Raw genomic sequence first — 21,955 nt, forward strand, 5'->3', positions numbered from 1 at the left:
TTAAATGACGAATAGGGAGGCAGGCCAAATGATCTCTGATGTATCATCAAAAGTGAACACAGCAACGAACACGCAAAGCGCGGCCAATACGGCCAACCAGTCGCTTAATGATACTGGCGTATTGGCAAAACTAAGCAGCGAAATAAAGCTCATTGGCCACCTCAAAACAGCAACACTACTGGGCAGTGAATCGCTCAATTTTCAAGGCAAACCCGCTCAGCTACTGCATGCTAGCAGCGCACAACGCCCATTTAGTTTGATCAATACCGGCACGCCTATTGACGTTAACAATCCTAAGACGTCTCAGTTTAACAACATGACAGTCGCATCTCGTGTACTGAACTTAACTGTCACCGCAGTCGGAGGCACCTCATCCAATGGAACACAAACCGCAACGGTCAGCGACGGGGACAATTCATTCTCTATTCTCAGTCAAACCACACTGAAAAAAGGCGATAACATACGAGTGTTAATTGATTCCAGCAATAATTTGCAGGTTTTACCTAGTAAGCTTAGCGCAAACGCGACATCGACCCAGCTTGACGCGATTAAACACAGTTTGCCAAGGCAACTTTCGCTCATGGACATGTCGCAGCTCATCAAACAACTGCAATCCCTGAATAACAATCCAGCTGGATTGCCAGAGCAAACACAAGCCGCGCTCAAACAGCTAACACAACATCTGCCTAACTTAGCGGCCCTCACCGCCTCACCCGAAGCAATGAAAAACGCCATTCAAAACAGCGGTTTATTTTCTGAGTCATTGCTTGCCCAAGACACGAAAACCCAACTCCCTGCCGATTTAAAACTCAACCTAATTCGGCTCAAAGATGCACAAGAAAGCATGAGCACCATTAAACTTGGTGGCGTTCAAACAGAGCAGATCGCCAACGCGGTTGAGCGCATTACCACCAACCAGTTACGTCATTTCACGGATTTAAGTCCAGCGTCTCTTCCCACTTACCCACTACAGATTGAACTGCCCATCAAAGATGGCCAAAACTCACACTTCGTACAGCTCGAAATAGACCAAGATGCCAGCACTCAAGATCATGAAAAACAAGATAGACGCTGGTTGGTGAAGCTGAAATTTGATTTCGAAGAAACAGGGCGATTTGATGCTAGAGCCAGCATTCAAAACAATACAGTGGGGGTGTTGTTTGCAGCGGAGAACCCTGACACGGTTCAAGCGTTACAAAAAAACATTCCTTCACTTAAAGAACGACTCGAAGAAAAAGACATCAGTATCAATCGTCTTGATGCATTCCAAACAGCATTACCAAACCAAGAAACTAAGCCGACCAAAACATCGTCTTTAATCGATGTGAGAACCTAATGCAGCAAGCCATCGCACTGAAATATGACTACAGCACCGCCCCCACTGTAACCGCAAAAGGCAGTGGGTTATTGGCAGAAAAGATCATGGAAGTTGCAAAGGAAAACAATGTACTATTACACCAAAGCCCCGAGCTTGTCGAGATGCTCAGTACTTTGGAATTAGGGGAAGAAATACCTGAAGCCTTGTATCTGGCCGTTGCGGAAATCATTGCGTTTGCACACAACATTAAAAACCATCAGTGGTAATCGGAGTTACGTCGAGACTCTTGCTTAAGAAGACTGATTAATTCAGCTTCAGCACGAATAAGGCCACATTTAGAAACCAAATCATCAATAGTAGCGCCCATTTCCAACAACTCCATCGCCCGGTTATAAGAAACTCCTCCTTCTTTTGAGAGTAATTCAGACTGTTTCTCAACCGCAAGATTGAGTTTTTTCTCAATAGCCACCAAGCGTCGACCCATGCCGATAGAACCCGACGCCAAAACTTGAACATGCTTTTTTTGATTCAGTTCCACTTCTGAGTGGTGGCGTTTCATTCGAGCTAGACGCTTTGATAACGTCAGCGCCCAAACCACCAATGCAATCAGCGCCAAAAATTGCAGCACTAGCAGCAGATTAAATATCCATTGAGATTCCATTTAATACAACAGCCCTATCGCTACATGGACCCTACTTCAGACCATTCATTTTTTGATAACAATTTATCTAAATCGACCAAAATCAATAAAATATCATTTTTGTGGCACACACCTTGAATAAATTTAGAAGATTCGTCGTTGCCGACATTCGGTGAAGGCTCTATCTCAGATTGACGAAGGTAAACCACTTCTGACACCGCATCGACTAATATGCCGATCACATGTCCTTCTACTTCAAGGATCATGATACGTGTCGAATCGGTTATCTCACCGGACGGCAAATCAAATCGCTGACAAGTATCAATGACCGTCACCACGGTGCCACGCAAATGAATAATACCCAAAACAAAACTAGGTGCCCCAGGAACAGGCGCGACTTCACAATAACGTAACACCTCTTTAACCTGCATAACATTGACGCCGTAGATTTCGTTTTCTAAACGAAAAGTCACCCACTGCAACATTGGATCATCCGCTTGACCCACACTTTTTAACGCGATACTGGTTGTCATTATTTATCTCCTAAGGCCACAGTGTGACCCATAGTATTATTTGAGGCCATTTTTAAACCCGTTACGAGGGTCATCCAACAATTCTATAAAACCTTGCACATCAAGTATCGCGCACATGTGATCAATCACAGTGCCAGCCAACCACGGCCTTTTACTTCTATCACTTCGCCACTTTACCTGTGAGGGCTGCAAAGTAATTGCTTCAGCAACGACTTCACATGCAATCCCCCAATTTGATCTGTCTAACTGAATAACGAATTTAAAATGGTCTTTGAGCTCTCCATCATAATGATCTGGCATCACCCAACGAGCGGTATCAACGGTTCTTAAGTTAAAATCTCCAACATTCGCAACGCCCATAAACCAATCTGGCTGGCCAAAAATGGAGGTTAATTTTTCATCATTGCTTTGAAATATCCCCCCTAATTCAACCAAAGGGACGGCCATTTTCAACTTACCCACGTAAAACAGGAGGCACTCAAATCGGCTGGTCGCCCAAGGAAGTGGGTCTGTTTTGGACACACCAAAAAAACGCTCTGGCTCTGGCTCTGGCTCTGGCTCTGGCTCTGGCTCTGGCTCTGGCTCTGGCTCTGGCTCTGGCTCTGGCTCTGGCTCTGGCTCTGGCTCAACAGTGTTTAACACAGCAGCTTCAAATGACAACGAATTATCATGTAGTAATGCGTCTTCAAAATGTTTAAACGATAGATCCAATGAAGAACACTCTTCTTCACTAAAACTCGCATCAGAGCTCACACCCAATACTTGAGAAGATACCTCAACAACATCAGAGGTTGCTTCGTGCAATAAATCATCAAGATAGCGTTGAAGCGCCACTTGAGGCTTTACTAACGCTTGATCTTTATCTTTTGTCTCTTTCATAAACGTCTACTGTGCCGTGGGTGCCGTCAAAGAATCAATTAGGCTGGCATAAGCCTTAATACCTCTAGCATTACGATCTAGGGCTGACGGTGCGATGCCAGCGGTACTGGCATCTCTTAATTTCGTATCCACTGGAATAACAGAATGCCACACCAGCTCTTCATAAGTCTCTTTTAAACTGCGCAAACTTTTATTTGACGCCTGCGTACGTCGGTCAAATAAGGTGGGCACTATCATAAAGGGCACTGGACGTTTTCGAGCGCGGTTGATCATCGTTAAGGTTCTGACCATTCTTTCTAAGCCTTTGATGGCTAAAAATTCTGTCTGAACAGGAATGATCAATTGCTGACATGCCGCTAAAGCATTAATCATCAACACACCGAGCACAGGAGGACTATCAATCAACACATAGTCGTAGTCATCCCATAAAATGGCCAGTGTTTTCGAAATCACTAACCCCATGCCGCCTTGAGCTTGCGCGTGTCGCTCAAGTGTCGCCAATGCAGTGGACGCAGGTAAAAGCGATAACTCAGGATGTCCTGTTTCTAAAATTAAAGAGGAAGGCAAATCTTGAGGGATTTTGCCGATCACTTGAAACAAACTGTAAGCACTTTTTTCGATGGAATCTGGATCAAAACGAAAATAACTGGTTAATGAACCATGAGGGTCAAGATCAATCATTAGCACACGATTACCAGCGTCAGCCAACAAACCTCCTAACGAGACCACTGTCGTCGTTTTACCGACACCGCCTTTCTGATTCGCCACCGCCCAAATGTGCACTCCGACTCCCCTAGTTTCTATGCTGTTATATTGCTTACTATTTCTGTGCAATCATATACAGTAATACATTAATTAAACAAGTAATCGTGAAGATTATCAGCGTTGCGCTTACTGATACGTAAAATAACACGACGATTTTGCTGACGAGCAGCCTCATTATTATTTCTTACTTTAGGGTGTTCACTTGAAAAACCAATAGGCGCAATCATTTTAGGGTTCACCCCATGATACACTAACTCGTCAACCACGGACGCAGCCCGCAAACTGGATAAATGCCAATTCGAGACTAAACGGCTCGACACCACCGATAAATCATCTGTATTACCATCCACTAAAATAGCAGAGGGATACGACTTTAATACATTGGCCACCGCCATTAACAAAGCGACCGCTTCATTTGTTAAATCATACTCACCTTGTCCAAACAACAAGCCAGATTTTAGCTCGAGATTGACCCAATTAGCCGACTCTGTTACCGAGATACCTCCTGTTGATTGAACACCAGAAAATTGACTATCGACCATTTTGCTTAGCATTGAAAACACTTCAGAAAAATGACTCTCCTCTGTGGCGGGTGGAGCGGCGGGAATAGGCTTCGCATCAACCACTTCAATGTCTTGAGGTTTACCAACAATAGGCTCGCCAATATTAATAGGTTTAATGGATTTTTGAACCGCATCAAAAACACCCTCTAATGTCTCTTTCAATCGCTTTTCATCACCAGCATTGGTTAGCGCAAGAGAGTAGAGCGCCACAAAAGTAAGCGTCCGGCAAACCACACATTTTAATCCCTTTACAACTCCTTAAAGTCTGTTGTCTTTTAAATAGGAGCAACAGACTCATGTTTACCGCGTCATCTCAACTCAACGTCACCCTTATTTGTGGCCCTACCGATATGCGAAAAGCCATTGATGGACTCTGTAATATTGTCGCCTACAATCTTGAAAAAGAGCCTTGTAGCGAACAATTGTTTGTCTTCTGTGGACGAGCACGTGACAAGATCAAAATCCTGCAATGGTCAAACAATGGTTTTTGGTTACATTACAAACGATTGGAAAAAGGCCACTTCCAATGGCCGGGGATTGATGATGAACTCTTGTCCCTTCAGGTTTCCTCCAGACAACTCAATTGGTTGCTGGACGGCCTACCGATTCATTCTTCACAAGCTCATCCGCATTTAACCTACCGATATCATGACGAATAGCCCATTTGGTTGGTATAATCCAACCCATGAAAATACGCTCAGAAGACTTACCCAATGACATTGACTCGCTTAAGGCCAAATTGCTTGAGCAAGCTTTGCTATTGGATGAAAAAGACAGTCTTCTGGGTAAAAAGGATATTCTGCTTGCCCAATGGCAATCCAAGTATCAGCTTATTTTGGAACAGTGGCGTTTGGCGCAGCAAAAGCAGTTTGGCAAAAGCTCGGAAGTCTCGCCCGGCCAAGGAGAGTTGTTTGATGAAAGTGCGATTGAGGCAGCAGAGGCATTAACCGATGCCGAGCCTGAAACGCAAACCATCTCTTACACTCGTGCCAAGCCTAAGCGCAAACCCTTGCCCAAAGACCTGCCGCGCGAAATCGTTGTGCTGGACGCTGCCGAGTCTGATAAAGTCTGTTCCTGCTGCCAAGGGGCGCTTCATTGTATTGGTGAAGACCGTTCTGAAAAGTTAGAGTTTATCCCAGCCCAACTCAAGGTCATCGAAACAGTCCGCCCTAAATACGCGTGCCGTGAGTGTGAAAAGACAGGCACGCAGAACGCCATCAAACAAGCGGCTATGCCACCGAGTATTATCCCAAAAGGCATCGCCACACCGAGTTTGCTGAGTCAGATTATCACCGGTAAATTCCAATACAGCTTACCGCTCTATCGACAAGAAACCTTATTTAAACAATACGGTATTGAGTTAAGCCGACGAACCATGTCAGATTGGATGAAAAAATGTGCTGATGCCTTAGAGCCGCTTTATGAACGGCTACATCAAGAATTACTGAAACAGTCCGTCATCCAAGCCGATGAAACCACGCTTAATGTGATTAAAGAAGCTCGTTCAAAATGCTACATGTGGGTGTATTGCACTGGCAATGATGCCCCAGACAAACACAACCCGATCCCGAATATTGTCTTATACGATTACCAACCGACTCGAAGTGGGCAATGCGCCGTTGATTTTTTACAAGGCTTCGATGGCTATCTCAATGTGGATGGTTATCAAGCGTACGAATCGACCCAAGCCACGCTGGCAGGCTGCTGGGCACACGCACGTCGAAAATTCATTGAAGCCGAAAAAGGCATGCCAAAGGGCAAATCAGGAAAAGCGACCATCGCCATCAGCTACATCAAAAAACTGTACGCCATCGAAACGCTGGCCCAACAGGCCGACAATGCAGAAGCCGCATTTAAAATCCGTCAGGAACAAGTCCCCGAAGTCTTAGCGAACTACAAAGCATGGCTTGAAAAATCGGCTCAACAGGTGCCACCTAAATCCTTATTAGGCAAAGCCATCCAATACAATCTCAATCAATGGGACAAACTCAGTGTTTACTTGACTGATTGGCGCATCAACATCGACAACAATCGTGCTGAACGCGCCATTAAACCCTTCGTTATTGGACGTAAAAATTGGTTGTTTGCTAACACAGGAAGTGGCGCAAAATCCAGTGCCATGCTTTACAGCATCATCGAAACAGCGAAAGCCAATGGGCTTATCCCGTATGATTACTTAGTCAGATTGTTTGAAGAACTGCCGAGAAGAAAGGAAAATGATGACATGGACGATTTATTGCCGTGGAATATCAGGCTAACTTAAGTTTGAGAATAAAGAGAAAAACCTTCCCGCTGCATCCATGCAGCCTTGAATCTTCCTGAAAAGAGACAGAACCTCCATCCTGGAGGCGTGGGCAAATCCGTTCGCCCTCTGTCTAATAATTAATTTACCGATATAATCCCTTCCATGCAAGCCTGATGATAAAGAAACTCTTTTTCAAGGTGGTGATTACCGGACGCTTACTCAGAAAACACTTTAAACGCGGTTTTTAACTCCGCTATTTCTTCATCTTTTGTCACTAAAACTCCGATTTATCAATATTATAGCGACGCATTTTTTCAATCAGCGTAGTTCGTTGAATTTGTAAATTTTGAGCGGCTTTAGACACTACACCTTGAGTAGACACTAGGGCCTGTCGAATCAACAACGCTTCTAAATGGCGCACATGCAAATTTAAATTCACGCCAGACAACTGAGGAAAAGTGTGCAATTGTTTGATTTCTTTCAACACCGTAGAGAGTGCTTGAGAGCGCCATGGCAAAGGACAAAGCCAGACATTGTAATCACCAATCACATCAACTTGATGGCTTAACGAAATAACTGGGATCATCTCATCTAATTCAAAAGACTGTACCGCTGCCCCTAATATCACAAAATCGGGTAACGCAAACGCGGTCAATGAAGGGCTGTGCTCAACCCCAATAAAAGTAAGAATACTGGCCACGCTCGACTCTTCTTTGTCATCCAAACCGCATAACCAAGCCTTCACACCACTACCCCAATCTAAAAATATTGTGTCTCTATAATGCGGTGTTAACGATGATTTTCAAGACATATCGCACACACTAAGCCAGTAAAAACTTTATTTTAATGCCAAAAACAGGGCATCAAACACCTCATAAGAATCCCTCTCACTAGAGCACCATGGCAACTCACCCAATAATGGTGATGAGATCATGGCCTGTAAACTGGCAAGGTTTTCCTCATAGCAGGGCATGCGCTCAGCACACGTATTAGCAATCCAACCGGCTAAAGACAGTCCGTCCCTTGCAATGGCCTCTACGGTAAGCATCGCGTGGTTTAAGCATCCCAATTTCATGTTCACCACCACTATCACAGGCAACCCAAGTGATTTCGCCACATCCGATACCATTTCTCTGTCGTTAAGCGGCACACGCCAACCACCAGCGCCCTCGACCAAGGCAAAATCATGGGGCGTTAACAACGCTCCCTTTATAAACCCGTCTAAACGCGACGCCGTCACCAGACGGCCTTCTTGCAGCGCCGCAATATGAGGGGCAATGGCGGCCTCAAGTAGAATAGGGTTAACTTGCTCATACACCAAAGCAACATTGCTGGCCGCTTGAATCTGCAGGGCGTCGTCATTTCGCAGAGCGCCATTGACAAGATCGGCACCCGCCGCAATGGGCTTTAACCCCATAGACTTAAGGCCGGCGCGTTGAGCGGCTTTTAATAACCCCACCGTTACGTAGGTCTTACCAGCATCCGTGTCGGTTCCAGTAACAAAAAAACGTTTTTTCACTTATTGCTCCTAACGGTTAATCGGTCGTTGAACCACAACATAAGCCACCTGGTAACTCAACGGAATGCCCAGCGACGTTCGCTGTGTTTCATAGGCTCGTAAAAACGCTTTCCAAGTACTCGGTGCCAAAGTTTGACCGCCGTCTGGTGCAATAAAGCTGGCACCTACTTTCTTTAAAGAGTGTATGGCGCTTTCAGGACAATCGAAAGGCATCTTGATGTCGGATAACTCAGACGCCAAAAGGTTCCATCCTGCACGTTTAACACACGCCAATAATTCCGTCATAGGTAAATATCGATGTACATGCTCTTGGTCATCTAACGTACGCCAAGCCTGACGAATTTCTGGCATTGAACCTTCCGCCAAAGTAGAAAAAACAAGATACCCCCCAGGCTTAGTCACCTCATAAAGCGCCTCGAACAACCCCTTAGGATGCAAACACCACTGAACAGCGAGACTAGAAAAAACCAGATCGCACGACATAGAGCGAAAAGGTAACTGCTCGGCGTCAGCGCAAACATAATGCGTAGCATGGCGCGCTGAAGAAGAACGGCGGGCCACGTCCAACATTTTTGGGGACAAATCGAGCGCCAGCAAACAAGAAGGTGAAAGCTGATCGGATAAACGGCTAAGCGCCTGGCCTGTGCCTGTCCCCAAGTCTAATACCACCTCAGCCGCGCCTACTGGCAACATAGTAAAAAGGCGCCTAAGCACTATTTTTTGAAAGTCAGCGTAAGCATCGTAAGACACAGCAGCACGATCAAAACGCTTGGCTAATTGCTGTTTGTAAGCAAGCGCTGGGGAATCAAGAGGGGTTAGCATCGATAAAATTTTCTACGTGACGCGCGCAAGCCTCTTCCTCTTCAACAAAAGGCTGATGGGCACAATGGGACAAAACAAGACATTGCTGCAATGGATTAGGGTCTGTTTGTTGTGTCATAGCCTCGGCGGAAATCAGTCCATCTTGACCACCGAATACATGTAAATTAGGCACATCCAACAATCGCCACTCGCGACGAACGTCTAATGATTTTAACAACCTAAGACCACCCACTAACGCCGAACGGTTTACCGTATTCAAAGGCAAAAAAGCCTGCAACTGCTTGATAAGCCCCCGCTCGTTTTGAGCACCCCTAGCTTGTAATCGGACAAAACGCTTAAGACCTTCCTCCGGGGTTTCTTTTACTAAAGCGGCAAAGGCATCAAAATCATCAACCGACATACCCTGTGGCCAGTCTGCTCGCTGAATAAAGCTGGCCGAGGCTGACAAGGTCACCAAGCCCAACACTTGACTAGAACGACGCGCCGCAACATACACAGATACCATACCACCAAGGGACCAACCGACCCACCACGCTTGGCTAGGGGCAACATCGATCAGCTGTTCAGACAAGGCATCGATATCGTAGTTAGGCCCAATTCGAGAACGAGAGATCCATTGCTCATCTACAGAAATTCCGGGTAAATTGGCGACCACCACATAAAAACGCTGGCTCAAACGCAAAGCAAAAGAGCGCATTACTTCTTTTGGCATCGCCCAACCTGAGACCATAAAAATAGCCTGATGAGAGGCGTCTCCAAAAGCTTCAGTTTCAATACGTGATCGCATGCTATCTCTCTATTACTGTGCGTTTAAAAACGTCGCGGTGAAAACCTGTTCAAGTGAATCGCATAATAACACTAAATCTGCTTCAGAGTGGGCAGCGCTTAAGGTAATTCTCAGTCGTGCTCGACCAGCCGGAACGGTGGGTGGCCGAATCGCAGTACACCAAACACCCAATGCTTTTAATTCGGCACTCATACGCAACGCTGACGCACTATCACCCACGACAATGGGCTGTATCGCCGTATTCGATGCCATCAATTCAACTGGTAGGGCTTGAACCCTTTGACGAAAATACGCAATGTGCCGAGCCAAACGCTCACGCCTTTCCTGACCTTCATTTGATTGAATCAATCGTAACGATGCCAAAGTCGCGCCTGCCATCGCCGGCGACATAGACGTGGTGTACACATAAGGCCGGGCAAACTGCGTAAGGTAATCGGCAATATCATGGGAAGTCGCCACAAATGCCCCTGCTGTACCAAAAGCCTTACCGAAAGTACCCACCAAAATCGGCAGGCGCCGTGCATCCAAGCCCTCGAGTGATAAACACCCACGCCCATCCTCTCCTAAACAACCTAGACCATGAGCATCATCAACCATGAATAACCAATCGTGCCGAGCCGCCAACGAAGACAAATCCGCAAGCGGTGCCACATCGCCATCCATACTGAACACCCCGTCGGTGACCAGCAACCCGGTATCCGATGATTTAACCAGTAACTTTTCCGCACTTTGCACATCATTGTGCAAATAGCGCCGCAACGGCGCTTGCGCTAACCGTGCACCATCAATTAAAGACGCATGATTTAACTTATCTTGCACAACAGGACGGTGACGATCCGCGAGTGCAGAAATCACCCCTAGGTTTGCCATATAACCGGCACTGAATAACATGACACGCTCATAACCCAGCCAGTCGGCCAGCGCTTCTTCTAGAACCTGATGAGGACTGAGATGCCCACACACTAGATGAGAAGAACCACCGCCCACGCCGTATTGAGCGGCCGTATCACTCATCGCTTTAATCAGTATCGGATGATTCGCCAACCCCAAATAATCGTTCGAACAAAAAGCGGTGTAGGCGTGCTGTTGAATGTGAGTATGGGGGATTTGAGGGCTGTTTAATGTGACAGTGTGGCGCATTAAGTCCAATTGGCGACGCTCTTGGAGCGCCGCCACAATCCAGCCTGGCGTATTAGACACTGGCTTCATAAAATAACTTAGATTCCGCTTGTTTCACCGCTTGCGCGGCAATGGCTTCAGCGACCACGGCATCAGAATGGGCCTCACGCTGTTCGGGTTTGATGCCTAGATTGGCAAACAAAGCCATGTCTTTATCGGCTTCGGGATTACCTGTAGTAAGTAACTTTTCGCCGTAAAAAATTGAATTAGCGCCCGCCATAAAACACAAAGCCTGAGTTTGCTCATTCATACCTTGGCGGCCTGCCGACAAACGCACATGGGATTGTGGCATCAAAATACGCGCTACAGCAATGGTGCGAATAAATTCAAACGTGTCTAAATCATCTACATTTTCGAGCGGCGTACCCTCAACTTTAACCAGCATATTGATAGGGACACTTTCAGGGTGTGGCGCCATCTGAGACAACTGACGCAATAAGCCAACGCGATCCTTTTGCTCTTCGCCCATTCCCATAATACCGCCGCAACACAGCTTAATCCCAGAATTGCGCACTTTTGACAGGGTGTCTAAGCGATCTTGATAAGTACGCGTTGTAATGATGCTGTCGTAAAATTCCGCCGAGGTATCAAGATTGTGATTGTAATAGTCCAAGCCCACTTCGGATAAACGCTGCGCTTGTTCATCGTTCAAAGTGCCCAAAGTTACACAAGACTCCAGCCCTAGGGACTTAACACCCTTGATCATTTCCAACACATAGGGGAAATCTTTCTCGGAAGGATGCTTCCAAGCCGCACCCATACAAAATCGACTCGCGCCTTTTTCTTTCGCCAACGCGGCCTCTTCCAGCACTTTTTGTACTTCCATCAGCTTTTCTTTCTCAAGCTCGGTATTATAATGACCACTTTGTGGGCAATATTTGCAATCTTCGGGACAGGCGCCCGTTTTGATCGACAATAAAGTACTCACTTGCACTTGGTTCGGGGCAAAATTTTCACGATGAACGGTTTGAGCACGGAACATCAAATCCATAAAAGGTAAGTCAAAGAGCGCTTTAACTTCGGCCTGAGTCCAGTCAAAACGTGGCTCAGCGGCATTTGTAACAGGCATAACATTTGACGTACTTAAAGACATGACACCCTCAATTCAATCGGTTTAATGGAGCAATACTAATGGACTGGAAAAAACTGTCAACCGAAAAAATAATGCAGGTTTACAACAGATTATTTTTAAGCCGATGTTATTTGTGCGACCTCCTCTGCAAAACCCCCCTTTGCCACTACTGTCAACATGGCTTTGCTGACAACGTACAGCATTGCCTGAAATGCAAGCGCCCCACCCACACCACCGGCCTTCTTTGTGGCCATTGCCAAACGCGACCGCCAACCTACCAGCACTGCATCGCACCGTATCGCTTTGAAGGCATTGTTAAAACCCTGATTCACCAGCTTAAATTTCATCAGGGCCATCACTACAGTCGCCCATTAACGTATTTGTTAAGTGAACACTTACTACAACACTACGCCACACAAGTCTGGCCAGAGCAGCTTATTTACGTCCCCAGTCACCCTAAACGAATAAAAGAACGGGGCTTTTGCCAAACTCGCACACTCTCACGACAACTGATCCGCTACCTAAAACCTAAAATTGGTAGCGCTTGCCCGTCATGGCCCGCACACAATCCACTCAAAAAAATCGTACACACCCAAGCCCAACACTCCCTAACACGCAAAGCGCGACTTAAAACACCCAAAAACGCGTATCAAGTAAAGGGCAACATCGCAAAACACGTTGCCTTATTTGATGACGTTATGACCACCGGCAGCACCATAGAACATTGCGTCCAATTATTGCGTCAAGCGGGAGCTGAACGGGTCGATGTCTGGGTCATTGCCCGCACGCCCGACAAAACATTTTAAACCATAACGATAAGCCCATTCTGGTCATTCAGGCACGCATTGTTTAGTATGCCGAGCACCGTAGCGTTGCTTATGTCGTGAACACACAAAAAGCAATACCATGAATGAACAAGAGCTAACACCATGAAAACGTCCGATGACTACCTCGCACTAGACAAACAATTGCTCTGGCATCCTTATACTTCCATGAGCCATCCAAGCCCCCATTATTTGGTCGAAAGCGCTGCTGGCTGCAGCATCACCCTCAGCGATGGGCGCACGCTGATTGATGGTATGTCTTCTTGGTGGAGCGTGGTTCATGGCTATAATCACCCAGACATGAATCAGGCCATTCAAACGCAATTAACGCAATTCTCACACGTGATGTTTGGTGGATTCACCCACAAACCCGCTATTGAGCTGGCCGAAAAGCTCATTGCGATGACACCTAACATGCTACAGCGAGTTTTCTTTTCCGATTCTGGCTCCGTCTCTGTTGAAGTCGCTTTAAAAATGGCCATTCAATACTGGAACACGCAAGGCAAACCCACCAAGCAATTCTTTGTCAGCCCCAAAAGTGGTTATCATGGAGATACCTTTGCTGCTATGTCCGTATGCGACCCCGACAACGGAATGCACAGTTTATTCAGCCATGCCTTAATTCAGCAGCTCTTTGTTTCGCCGCCGCCCGCTGGCTTTAATGAGCCCATTAACACCGACTACCTCGATGAAATCCGTACTGTCTTTGAACAACATCATGACAGCATTGCCGGATTTATCATCGAACCTGTCGTACAAAATGCAGGCGGCATGCGATTCTATAATCCCGAGTATTTAAATCAGCTACGAGTCTTATGCGACGAGTTTGATGTTCTGTTGATTTTTGATGAAATCGCCACAGGGTTTGGTCGAACGGGCAAACCCTTCGCCACCGACCACACGACTATTTGCCCAGACATTCTGTGTCTAGGCAAAGCACTTACAGGGGGCTACATGACCCTAGCGGCGACACTCACCAATGATAAAGTAGCGCTGGGCATTAGCCACGATGGCGGTGTTTTTATGCATGGCCCAACGTTTATGGGCAACCCGCTTGCCTGCGCCGCAGCCAATGCCAGCCTAACTTTGTTAGACGGTTATGATATTCCAGAAAAAATCACCCAATTGGAAACATGGATGAAAAACGCTTTAATGCCGTGCCAACAGCTCGAACAAGTAAAAGACGTGCGCTGCTTGGGAGGAATTGGGGTGGTTGAACTGAAAAAACCGGTGGACTTGCAAACTATTCAGCCAAAATTCGTTGATTTGGGCGTATGGGTACGACCTTTTGGAAAATTGATATATCTGATGCCCCCTTACATCATAAGTCAGGAGCACATTCAACTCCTTGGCAAAGCCATTTACCAAGTCGTGAGCGAAGAAGCCATTTAGACATAAAATCAAACCATCACAATAAACGCACAACACAACCAAGGAAAAACAATACATAAGTTGATTTTAGGAGCACGCACGAAATCAAACCCGGTGAGGCTACTTGTTTAGACCTATGTCCACTGTCGGATTAAGCCTAATGTCTCGCCTAATCCGACCACAAAGACCGCGACAAACATGTTGTCGAGATGAACGCAAAACGCTTAGAAAGCCCTTTAATTCGTTGGAGACCTACTGTTTCATGCGCTCTGCGAGATTGCCTTGTTCGTAGGCCTCTTCTTCGATATGACTGATGTTGATAACAATATTTTCAGCACGTTCAATGCTGTTAATACTCAAGGCATCCACTTCTTGCATTTTGTCATTCAGATCACGGGCAACACCCGCTTGCTCTTCAGAAGACACATTAATTTGTGCTGTCATTTCCACCACTTTCTTGATCGCTTCTTCAATATCACTCATTTTCTGTGCGACTTTGTGCACGCTGTCAACGCCTTCCTGAGCCACCATGGTGCCTTTATCGATGGTGTTTGTCACATCCAAGGTATTCTTCTTTAGCTCTTCGGTCATACTATGAATACTTTGCGTCGCATTTTGCGTACGAATAGCCAAGGCTCGCACCTCATCGGCCACTACCGCAAAACCACGACCCGCTTCACCCGCTCGAGCAGACTCTATTGCCGCGTTTAACGCCAATAAATTGGTTTGCTCTGCGATGCCACTGATAGAATTAACGACTTCATTGATGCTGTCGCTGCGTTCTGCCAAGATCGCCACTACTTTTTTGGCGTCGGAAATATCTTGGTAAACTTCACGCATCGTCTCACCGGTTTGCTGCGCCATCAAACGGCTCTCGCGAGACAAGTCACCGACCGATTGCGTCGCTTGCACCGCCACATGAACATGATCTGCAACATGCGTCACACTGGACAACAATTGCGAGCTTGCAGCGACCACTTCCTGAAAAGTATGGCGCTGTTTATTAAAGTTAGCCAAGTTTGTGGTCACACTCGCTTTTGCGCTCGATGCGCGAAGACGTAATTGCTGCGCACCTTCTTTTAAACGATAACGAAATGTATTGCCTGCGGCATCTTGGTGAATTTTGGCAAACTTGATCGCCGCTTTCATACCCACAGCGTTGCAATAGAGATATTGACCAATAGGATTATGAGACTCGTCTGCTAACCCCTCAACAACATGCTTTAGCGATTGGGCCTGATAATAATTAAGCCACATGCCTGACAGCGCTAAAATTGGCCCCGCCACCTGTAGCGCCAATACGTTAGACATCAACCCCATCACGGCAAGCAATGCAAAACACACAAAAAGAGGCCACGACGCGTTACTTAAATAAGAAGCGATTTTTGTGCCTGCAGGCACCGGTGCTTTCCCTGCATTAATGCGATCATAAACCGATTGCGCATGTTGAATTTCTTCCCGTGTGGCCTTACGACGAACCGACTCATAACCCACAACACGACTTCCATCAAGCAAAGGGCTGACGTGCGCACTTACCCAATAATGATCACCATTTTCACAACGGTTTTTCACTAAGCCCATCCAGCTTTTACCTTGCTTAAGGTTCACCCACATGTCGGCAAACACCGCAGAAGGTACATCAGGGTGACGAATTACGTTGTGTGGCGCTCCTATCAAGGCATCGCTTTTGTAGCCTGCCACTTCACAAAAGTGATCATTGACAAAAGTAATACGCCCTTTAACATCCGTGCTAGAAACAAGAGAATAATGGCTTGGGAAATCATTCTCTTTGTTGGTGACTGGCATTTTTCGCATAAACGGCTCTCAATTCTAATTATTATGCCACCGATTTTAAAGTGACACCTTTTCATTCCCTATGTCTTAAATCAATAATAAGTCACAAAGGGCACTTGTTATTATGATTAACAAAATACACCAATTAAACACTAGTCGTCATCAAAATCTCGGTAAGCGTCAGGAGCAAGATCTTCAAAACGCGTATATTTACCAACAAAGGCCAATCGACAAGTACCTATTGGACCGTTACGCTGCTTACCAATGATAATTTCCGCGATACCCTTATGAGGTGTATCTTCATGGTACACCTCATCGCGATACACGAAGGAAATCACATCCGCATCCTGCTCGATCGCACCTGATTCACGTAAATCTGAGTTTACCGGACGCTTGTTCGGACGGTTTTCTAAGCTACGGTTAAGCTGAGACAGAGCAACAACGGGGCACTCCATCTCTTTCGCTAGTGCTTTAAGAGAACGTGAAATTTCCGAGATTTCATTAGTACGACCTTCGGTAAAACCTGGAATCTGCATCAACTGAAGATAATCGACCATGATCATAGCAACACCACCATGCTCACGCACAATACGCCGCACGCGAGAGCGCATCTCGGTCGGACTGATGCCACCCGTATCATCAATAAAAAGCTTACGATCTTTCAGCATTTTTACCGCTGACATCAGCTTGTCCCAGTCCTCTTGAACCAATTGACCCGAACGCATTCGAGTTTGATCAATTCGCCCCAAAGACGACAGCATACGCATCATGAGCTGTTCAGAAGGCATTTCCAGACTGAACACAATCACCGGCTTGTCACTAATCATGGTGGCATTTTCTACCAAATTCATTGCAAACGTGGTTTTACCCATCGAAGGACGACCCGCCACAATGATAAGATCGGATTTCTGCATCCCCGCCGTCATGGCATCCAAATCTGTAAACCCCGTACTCAGGCCGGTAATCGCACCATCTTGATGATACAACTCATCGATTTTATCCACCGTCGCACTGAGAATGTCAGCCGCAATTCTAGGACCGCCTTTTTTGCTACCGCCCTCAGCGATTTGAAAGATTTTTCGTTCAGCCTCATCCAATACTTCCGCCGCGGTTAATCCTTCTGGATAAAAAGCACGGGCAGAAATATCGTTTGTGGTAGAAATGAGACGACGTAGAATAGATCGCTCACGAACAATATCAGCGTAAGAGCCTATGTTTGAGGCGCTAGGAGTGGCTTGCGCTACCTCAATTAAATAGGCCATTCCACCGATGGATTCCAAATCACCGCGTTTGTCTAATCGCTCACCAATGGTCACCACATCGATCGGCTCAGATTCATCGGCAAGTCGAGCGATAACCGTAAAGATGAGTTTGTGCTCAGGACGATAAAAGTCATCCGCGATAACCAACTCAGAGACTTTTTCCCATGCCTCTGGGTCGAGCATCAAGCCACCCACAACAGAGCGCTCAGCCTCAATTGAATAAGGCGGCAATTTAATAGAAGCGACTTCGGAATCATGTAGTTGCACGCAAAATACCCACAGAAAAACAATAAAAACACAGAAATATTAGCTTATCATGCTAATAAAAAAAGGGCATCTCACAAAGCAAGATACCCTTTTCATATGCGTGAAAGACTTGCGTCTTTCTTAAGCAATTTGCGAAAGCAAATTACTCAGCGATTACAGACAAAGTCACCGTTACAACCACTTCAGAATGAAGCTGAACGTCTACTTCGAAAGAACCTGTGTGACGAATCGCACCTTCTGGAAGGCGGATTTCTGCTTTTTCTACCGCAACTTGCGCAGAGATAGCATCAGCAATATCACGAGTACCGATTGAACCAAAAAGCTTACCTTCATCACCTGCGTTGGCCGCGATAGTGAAAGTTTTACCTTCTAATGTCAAAGCACGAGCTTCTGCAGCGTTTTTACGCTCTGCCGCTTGCGCTTCTAGTTCAACACGACGCTCTTCAAAGCTAGCCAAGTTAGCTTTAGTCGCCATTACAGCTTTTTTATTCGGAATCAAAAAGTTACGAGCATAACCTGGTTTGACAACTGCAAGGTCACCAATACCGCCTAGCTTGTTTACTTTGTCGAGTAGAATAACTTCCATCTCGATCACCTCTAATTAATCATTCGCTATCACTTGAGTTGGACGCTTTACCTCGGATCCTCGAACGAATATCCACAAAACTGTCAATCACGCAAAGCATGACCAAAATATTTGCAAAGTACACGTTTAGTACAAAGAACCCCACAAGATAAAATGCAATCAGTCCAACAACCCCAATTTCTTTTTTTGCTAGAACACCGTGTATCAGAGCAAGCCCCGGCAACACCAACGCAGGAATTGCCGCTTGGGAAAACACAGAAAAGGATCCACCAAGGCTTTCACCAATAAGAACCATTCCACCCAAAACCAAACTAAACGCTATTGGTAATCTTAACTGATGAAACTCAGTGCGTAATCCACCTGGATTGTAGAGTCCTGCTTGCCATTTCCTTGCCAAAAACAAGGATACAATCGCAATCACCACTTGGAAAATGGATATCGCCACCACCGCCTGGCTGAAAATTAATTCTCTATCAGGGCTTTCAACGTCTTCAGATAGTAAGACTTTTTGAACTAACGTTACCGCCATATCCAAAACATCTGCCATTAGAATGGGTTGAAACAAAGTATTAAAAACGGCCAGAAAACTGCCCGCTAACAACACCCAACTCCACGATGTAGTTGACCTGAGCAAGCAACCCAACAACATCACATTAAACAAGACCATCAGTGCCGTTGCATCACCTTGGATTATCCACAGCACAAGTGCTGGCAAACAACCCCAAACTAATACCGGTATTCCTTCTTTTACACCTTGACGAAGCACCACCAATCCTAAGATCGCAGCGGCTAACCAAAACATCATAGGGATAAGACCAAACACCATCACACCAATAATGGCATTCAGACGTTTTTTCATTACCCATTTAGCTAAACCGCTCATAAATGTGCTTCTTCCAACCTATTAATTAAAATGGCTGTCAGTGTAAGGAAGTAAAGCAATATAACGAGCGCGTTTGATCGCAGTCGCTAGCTGACGCTGGTAACGTGCCTTAGTGCCAGTAATACGGCTAGGAACGATTTTACCCGTTTCAGTGATGTAACCTTTTAGTGTGTCTAGATCTTTGTAATCGATCTGTTTAACGCCTTCTGCTGTAAAGCGGCAGAATTTACGACGACGGAAAAAACGAGCCATGAGTGTCTCCTAATAAAAATAAATTAATCTTCAGATTCTTCAGATACGTCTTCAGAATTATCGTTATTACGCTCTTCACGCTGAGGAGCTGGACGACGATCTTCACGACCTTCAGAAGCTTTAATAGGAGATACGTCAGTCACCGCATCTTTGCAACGAATCACCAAGTTACGAATGATGGCATCGTTGTAGCGGAAAGTGTCGTTTAATTCAGACAAAACACTATCAGAACACTCAATGTTCATAAGAACATAGTGTGCTTTGTGAATTTTGTTAATTGGGTAAGCTAGTTGACGACGGCCCCAATCTTCAAGACGGTGAACTTGACCACCATCTTCAGTGATAAGATTCGTGTAACGCTCTACCATTGCTGGTACTTGTTCGCTTTGATCTGGGTGAACCAGAAAGACGATTTCATAATGACGCATTTAAGCTCTCCTTATGGATTCTAGTCTCTACGCTCCCCCTGTTACGAAGCCTTGAGACAAGGAGTATAGATTTACAGGGAGGCGCATTATATAGCACGAATGAACATCAAGTAAACGAATTCAATCGTCCAAGCCGCAATCTATTCAACAAACGCCATTCATTGAACGGTATCTTGCTAAACAGCAGCATCCAAATGACATTGTCGATAAAATATTTTACAGGTCCATTTTTAGTCAATAGAATCGGGACCCATGGCTACCCCCTAATAATTTACGGATACGGACATCATGAAAAAAACCCTTTCTCTTCTGCTTCTGTCCACCCCCTTTATAGCGCAAGCCGATGTCACTATTGGTGTGCTTGGCATGACATCACAGTCCATCTACTCAGGGGTGGACACAAGCACAAAATGGCTTCCAAATATCAGCTATGAAGGTGAGCATTTATACTTTCGCTATCCTGATATTGGCTACCGCCTAACGCCAAAACGCGCTGTGCAAAGCTTCGCAATAGGTTTGTCTTACGACCCGGCAGCGTTTGATCCAAGTGACTCTGATAATTCAGACATACAAGCACTAGAAGAAAGAGACGACGCGGCTCTTGCCTTTGCCAGCTATCGCTTAGGGCCCATCTCAGCCAAGTTGGCACAAGATGTCAGCGGTGCACATAATGGCTTTACTGCGCAAATCGGGGTCGGTTATCCAATCCCAGCGGGGAACTGGAAATTCATCCCAACGATTTCATACCACTATGTAGACGCTAATATGAGTCAGCATTTGTATGGCGTCTCTCAAAGCGAATCCACCAGCACTGGCGGTGCAATAGCGGCTTACACACCAGGGTCAACATCCCATATAAAATATGGCGTCAGAGGCTTTTACCCCTTTTCAGAGCGCTTACAATTAATTATTAATGTGAGCCATACTCGATACAACAAGGACATAGTAAGCAGCCCCATCGCGGAAAACGACCGGGTTACCTCAGTCTTGGCAGGCATTAATTTTTCTTTTTGATCATCATCCGCGATTACGCTTATAAAGCGATTAGGAACTGGCAATATGAATACGCTTTCTAGCAACACTCAAGCCATGCTGTACGGGCTTGGTGCGGTTTTATTATGGTCCACCGTCGCTACCGCGTTCACTCTTTCTTTGCGGCACTTTTCGCCAACGCAGTTATTGCTTGTGGCCAATATTGTTTCGCTACTTTTTTTAACATCCCTGATTGTGATGAAGGGCGAATGCAAAGCACTGCTCTGTGAGATCAAGCTTTCTTGGAAAGCGTCCTTCTTGTTGGGTGCGATCAACCCTTTTTTATATTATTTGATTCTGTTGCAAGCCTACAACACCTTGCCAGCACAAGAGGCACAAGCCATTAATTACACTTGGGCGATCATGCTGAGCTTTATGGCCGTGCCCATCTTAAAGCAACGCTTAAAACCTGCCGATTACCTCGCGGCGGGGGCCTGTTATTTTGGCGTTTTGTATATATCGACTCGTGGCAACATCGATACATTGGAGTTTTCTAATGTGACGGGGGTCGGATTCGCGCTCTTCAGTACTATTATTTGGGCGATGTATTGGCTACTCAACACCAAAGACACACGCCCTAGCATTATTGGCCTCACGCTCAATTTTGCTTTCGCCTTACCTATCGTGTTGACCTATGCCGCCATCACGGGCGAACTAAGCCATTGGGACCAAGGCGGGCTATGGGGTGCGGTGTACATTGGGTTATTTGAAATGGGGCTCAGCTTTGTGCTCTGGAATAGAGCCATGAAATTGACAACCAACGCAAGCCAAGTCGCTAACTTGATTTTCTTGTCGCCTCTACTGTCTATTATCTGGTTGTCGCAGTTTGCCGGTGAGCCTATTTTACGCTCCACACTCATTGGATTAGCTTTCATTCTTGCTGGGCTTTTTGTTCAAAACTGGTCAAAAAGAACAAAAAAAACTACTCTATAGG

General features: G+C 45.9%; 25 protein-coding genes. 8 read left to right on the top strand and 17 right to left on the bottom strand.

Annotated elements, in window-relative coordinates; all coding sequences use genetic code 11:
- The first annotated feature begins 28 nt into the window (after window positions 1–28).
- Window positions 29–1,336: a flagellar hook-length control protein FliK gene (locus tag FXV75_RS11310; RefSeq protein ID WP_187424884.1), complete on the top strand. Its 1,308-nt coding sequence runs from the start codon at window positions 29–31 to the stop codon at window positions 1,334–1,336.
- Window positions 1,336–1,584, top strand: a complete 249-nt coding sequence (locus FXV75_RS11315; RefSeq protein ID WP_148833471.1) for an EscU/YscU/HrcU family type III secretion system export apparatus switch protein — start codon at window positions 1,336–1,338, stop codon at window positions 1,582–1,584. Before FXV75_RS11310 ends, FXV75_RS11315 begins: the two co-directional genes overlap by 1 nt.
- Here the strand turns inward: FXV75_RS11315 and FXV75_RS11320 are convergent.
- From FXV75_RS11320 to FXV75_RS11340, 5 genes are all read right to left on the bottom strand, one after another.
- Complete coding sequence (locus tag FXV75_RS11320) at window positions 1,575–1,979, bottom strand: DUF2802 domain-containing protein (RefSeq protein ID WP_148833473.1); 405 nt, start codon at window positions 1,977–1,979, stop codon at window positions 1,575–1,577. The two genes, FXV75_RS11315 and FXV75_RS11320, sit on opposite strands and share 10 nt — an antisense overlap.
- Before the next feature lie 20 nt (window positions 1,980–1,999).
- Complete coding sequence (locus tag FXV75_RS11325; RefSeq protein ID WP_148833475.1) at window positions 2,000–2,491, bottom strand: chemotaxis protein CheW; 492 nt, start codon at window positions 2,489–2,491, stop codon at window positions 2,000–2,002.
- A gap of 36 nt (window positions 2,492–2,527) precedes the next feature.
- Entirely contained in the window at window positions 2,528–3,370 is an 843-nt protein-coding gene (locus FXV75_RS11330; protein ID WP_148833477.1) for a chemotaxis protein CheW, read from the bottom strand.
- A gap of 6 nt (window positions 3,371–3,376) precedes the next feature.
- Entirely contained in the window at window positions 3,377–4,153 is a 777-nt protein-coding gene (locus FXV75_RS11335; protein WP_148833479.1) for a ParA family protein, read from the bottom strand.
- 68 nt (window positions 4,154–4,221) lie between these two features.
- Window positions 4,222–4,908: an OmpA family protein gene (locus FXV75_RS11340; RefSeq protein ID WP_262368537.1), complete on the bottom strand. Its 687-nt coding sequence runs from the start codon at window positions 4,906–4,908 to the stop codon at window positions 4,222–4,224.
- An 86-nt stretch (window positions 4,909–4,994) separates the two neighbouring features.
- Here FXV75_RS11340 and tnpB point away from each other — a divergent pair, with 86 nt between their 5' ends.
- Together tnpB and tnpC are read left to right on the top strand one after the other, a co-directional pair.
- On the top strand, window positions 4,995–5,357 hold the full coding sequence (gene tnpB, locus FXV75_RS11345; protein WP_148830796.1) for an IS66 family insertion sequence element accessory protein TnpB: 363 nt from the start codon (window positions 4,995–4,997) through the stop codon (window positions 5,355–5,357).
- A gap of 26 nt (window positions 5,358–5,383) precedes the next feature.
- Window positions 5,384–6,961 carry an IS66 family transposase gene (gene tnpC / locus FXV75_RS11350; protein WP_148830795.1) on the top strand — a complete coding sequence of 526 codons (1,578 nt, stop codon included), beginning with the start codon at window positions 5,384–5,386 and terminating at the stop codon, window positions 6,959–6,961.
- 256 nt (window positions 6,962–7,217) lie between these two features.
- On the opposite strand, the gene FXV75_RS11355 is transcribed toward tnpC, so the two are convergent.
- The 6 genes from FXV75_RS11355 to bioB all read right to left on the bottom strand — a co-directional run bounded on the left by FXV75_RS11355 (window position 7,218) and on the right by bioB (window position 12,319).
- The gene (locus FXV75_RS11355; protein ID WP_148833483.1) at window positions 7,218–7,688 is read right to left on the bottom strand and encodes a helix-turn-helix domain-containing protein; all 471 of its coding nucleotides are present in this window, start codon (window positions 7,686–7,688) and stop codon (window positions 7,218–7,220) included.
- A 93-nt stretch (window positions 7,689–7,781) separates the two neighbouring features.
- Window positions 7,782–8,462 carry a dethiobiotin synthase gene (bioD, locus tag FXV75_RS11360; RefSeq protein WP_148833486.1) on the bottom strand — a complete coding sequence of 227 codons (681 nt, stop codon included), beginning with the start codon at window positions 8,460–8,462 and terminating at the stop codon, window positions 7,782–7,784.
- A gap of 9 nt (window positions 8,463–8,471) precedes the next feature.
- Complete coding sequence (bioC, locus tag FXV75_RS11365) at window positions 8,472–9,284, bottom strand: malonyl-ACP O-methyltransferase BioC (protein WP_148833488.1); 813 nt, start codon at window positions 9,282–9,284, stop codon at window positions 8,472–8,474.
- Window positions 9,268–10,071, bottom strand: a complete 804-nt coding sequence (locus FXV75_RS11370) for an alpha/beta fold hydrolase (RefSeq protein WP_148833490.1) — start codon at window positions 10,069–10,071, stop codon at window positions 9,268–9,270. Before FXV75_RS11370 ends, bioC begins: the two co-directional genes overlap by 17 nt.
- Window positions 10,072–10,083: 12 nt before the next feature.
- Entirely contained in the window at window positions 10,084–11,280 is a 1,197-nt protein-coding gene (bioF, locus tag FXV75_RS11375) for an 8-amino-7-oxononanoate synthase (protein WP_148833492.1), read from the bottom strand.
- Entirely contained in the window at window positions 11,264–12,319 is a 1,056-nt protein-coding gene (gene bioB, locus FXV75_RS11380) for a biotin synthase BioB (protein WP_148833494.1), read from the bottom strand. The genes bioF and bioB overlap by 17 nt, the downstream gene beginning before the upstream one ends.
- Before the next feature lie 62 nt (window positions 12,320–12,381).
- On the opposite strand from bioB, the gene FXV75_RS11385 reads away from it, so the two are divergent.
- Both FXV75_RS11385 and bioA read left to right on the top strand, forming a co-directional pair.
- Window positions 12,382–13,128, top strand: coding sequence for a ComF family protein (locus FXV75_RS11385; RefSeq protein ID WP_148833496.1), 747 nt, complete (start codon window positions 12,382–12,384; stop codon window positions 13,126–13,128).
- A 123-nt stretch (window positions 13,129–13,251) separates the two neighbouring features.
- Complete coding sequence (bioA, locus tag FXV75_RS11390; RefSeq protein ID WP_148833499.1) at window positions 13,252–14,538, top strand: adenosylmethionine--8-amino-7-oxononanoate transaminase; 1,287 nt, start codon at window positions 13,252–13,254, stop codon at window positions 14,536–14,538.
- 231 nt (window positions 14,539–14,769) lie between these two features.
- On the opposite strand, the gene FXV75_RS11395 is transcribed toward bioA, so the two are convergent.
- The 6 genes from FXV75_RS11395 to rpsF all read right to left on the bottom strand — a co-directional run bounded on the left by FXV75_RS11395 (window position 14,770) and on the right by rpsF (window position 19,989).
- The gene (locus tag FXV75_RS11395; protein ID WP_148833501.1) at window positions 14,770–16,332 is read right to left on the bottom strand and encodes a methyl-accepting chemotaxis protein; all 1,563 of its coding nucleotides are present in this window, start codon (window positions 16,330–16,332) and stop codon (window positions 14,770–14,772) included.
- Window positions 16,333–16,463: 131 nt separating this feature from the next.
- Complete coding sequence (dnaB, locus tag FXV75_RS11400) at window positions 16,464–17,840, bottom strand: replicative DNA helicase (protein WP_148833503.1); 1,377 nt, start codon at window positions 17,838–17,840, stop codon at window positions 16,464–16,466.
- A gap of 142 nt (window positions 17,841–17,982) precedes the next feature.
- On the bottom strand, window positions 17,983–18,426 hold the full coding sequence (rplI, locus tag FXV75_RS11405; RefSeq protein ID WP_148833505.1) for a 50S ribosomal protein L9: 444 nt from the start codon (window positions 18,424–18,426) through the stop codon (window positions 17,983–17,985).
- Between the two features lie 19 nt (window positions 18,427–18,445).
- Window positions 18,446–19,309: a hypothetical protein gene (locus FXV75_RS11410; RefSeq protein ID WP_148833507.1), complete on the bottom strand. Its 864-nt coding sequence runs from the start codon at window positions 19,307–19,309 to the stop codon at window positions 18,446–18,448.
- Window positions 19,310–19,330: 21 nt separating this feature from the next.
- On the bottom strand, window positions 19,331–19,561 hold the full coding sequence (gene rpsR, locus FXV75_RS11415; RefSeq protein ID WP_148833509.1) for a 30S ribosomal protein S18: 231 nt from the start codon (window positions 19,559–19,561) through the stop codon (window positions 19,331–19,333).
- A gap of 23 nt (window positions 19,562–19,584) precedes the next feature.
- Window positions 19,585–19,989: a 30S ribosomal protein S6 gene (rpsF, locus tag FXV75_RS11420; protein ID WP_148833511.1), complete on the bottom strand. Its 405-nt coding sequence runs from the start codon at window positions 19,987–19,989 to the stop codon at window positions 19,585–19,587.
- 288 nt (window positions 19,990–20,277) lie between these two features.
- Here rpsF and FXV75_RS11425 point away from each other — a divergent pair, with 288 nt between their 5' ends.
- Entirely contained in the window at window positions 20,278–21,003 is a 726-nt protein-coding gene (locus tag FXV75_RS11425) for a MipA/OmpV family protein (RefSeq protein WP_148833512.1), read from the top strand.
- Between the two features lie 45 nt (window positions 21,004–21,048).
- On the top strand, window positions 21,049–21,954 hold the full coding sequence (locus FXV75_RS11430) for a DMT family transporter (protein WP_148833514.1): 906 nt from the start codon (window positions 21,049–21,051) through the stop codon (window positions 21,952–21,954).
- Window position 21,955 lies beyond the last annotated feature (1 nt).

Source organism: Marinomonas sp. IMCC 4694 (assembly GCF_008122525.1).
Taxonomy (GTDB): domain Bacteria; phylum Pseudomonadota; class Gammaproteobacteria; order Pseudomonadales; family Marinomonadaceae; genus Marinomonas.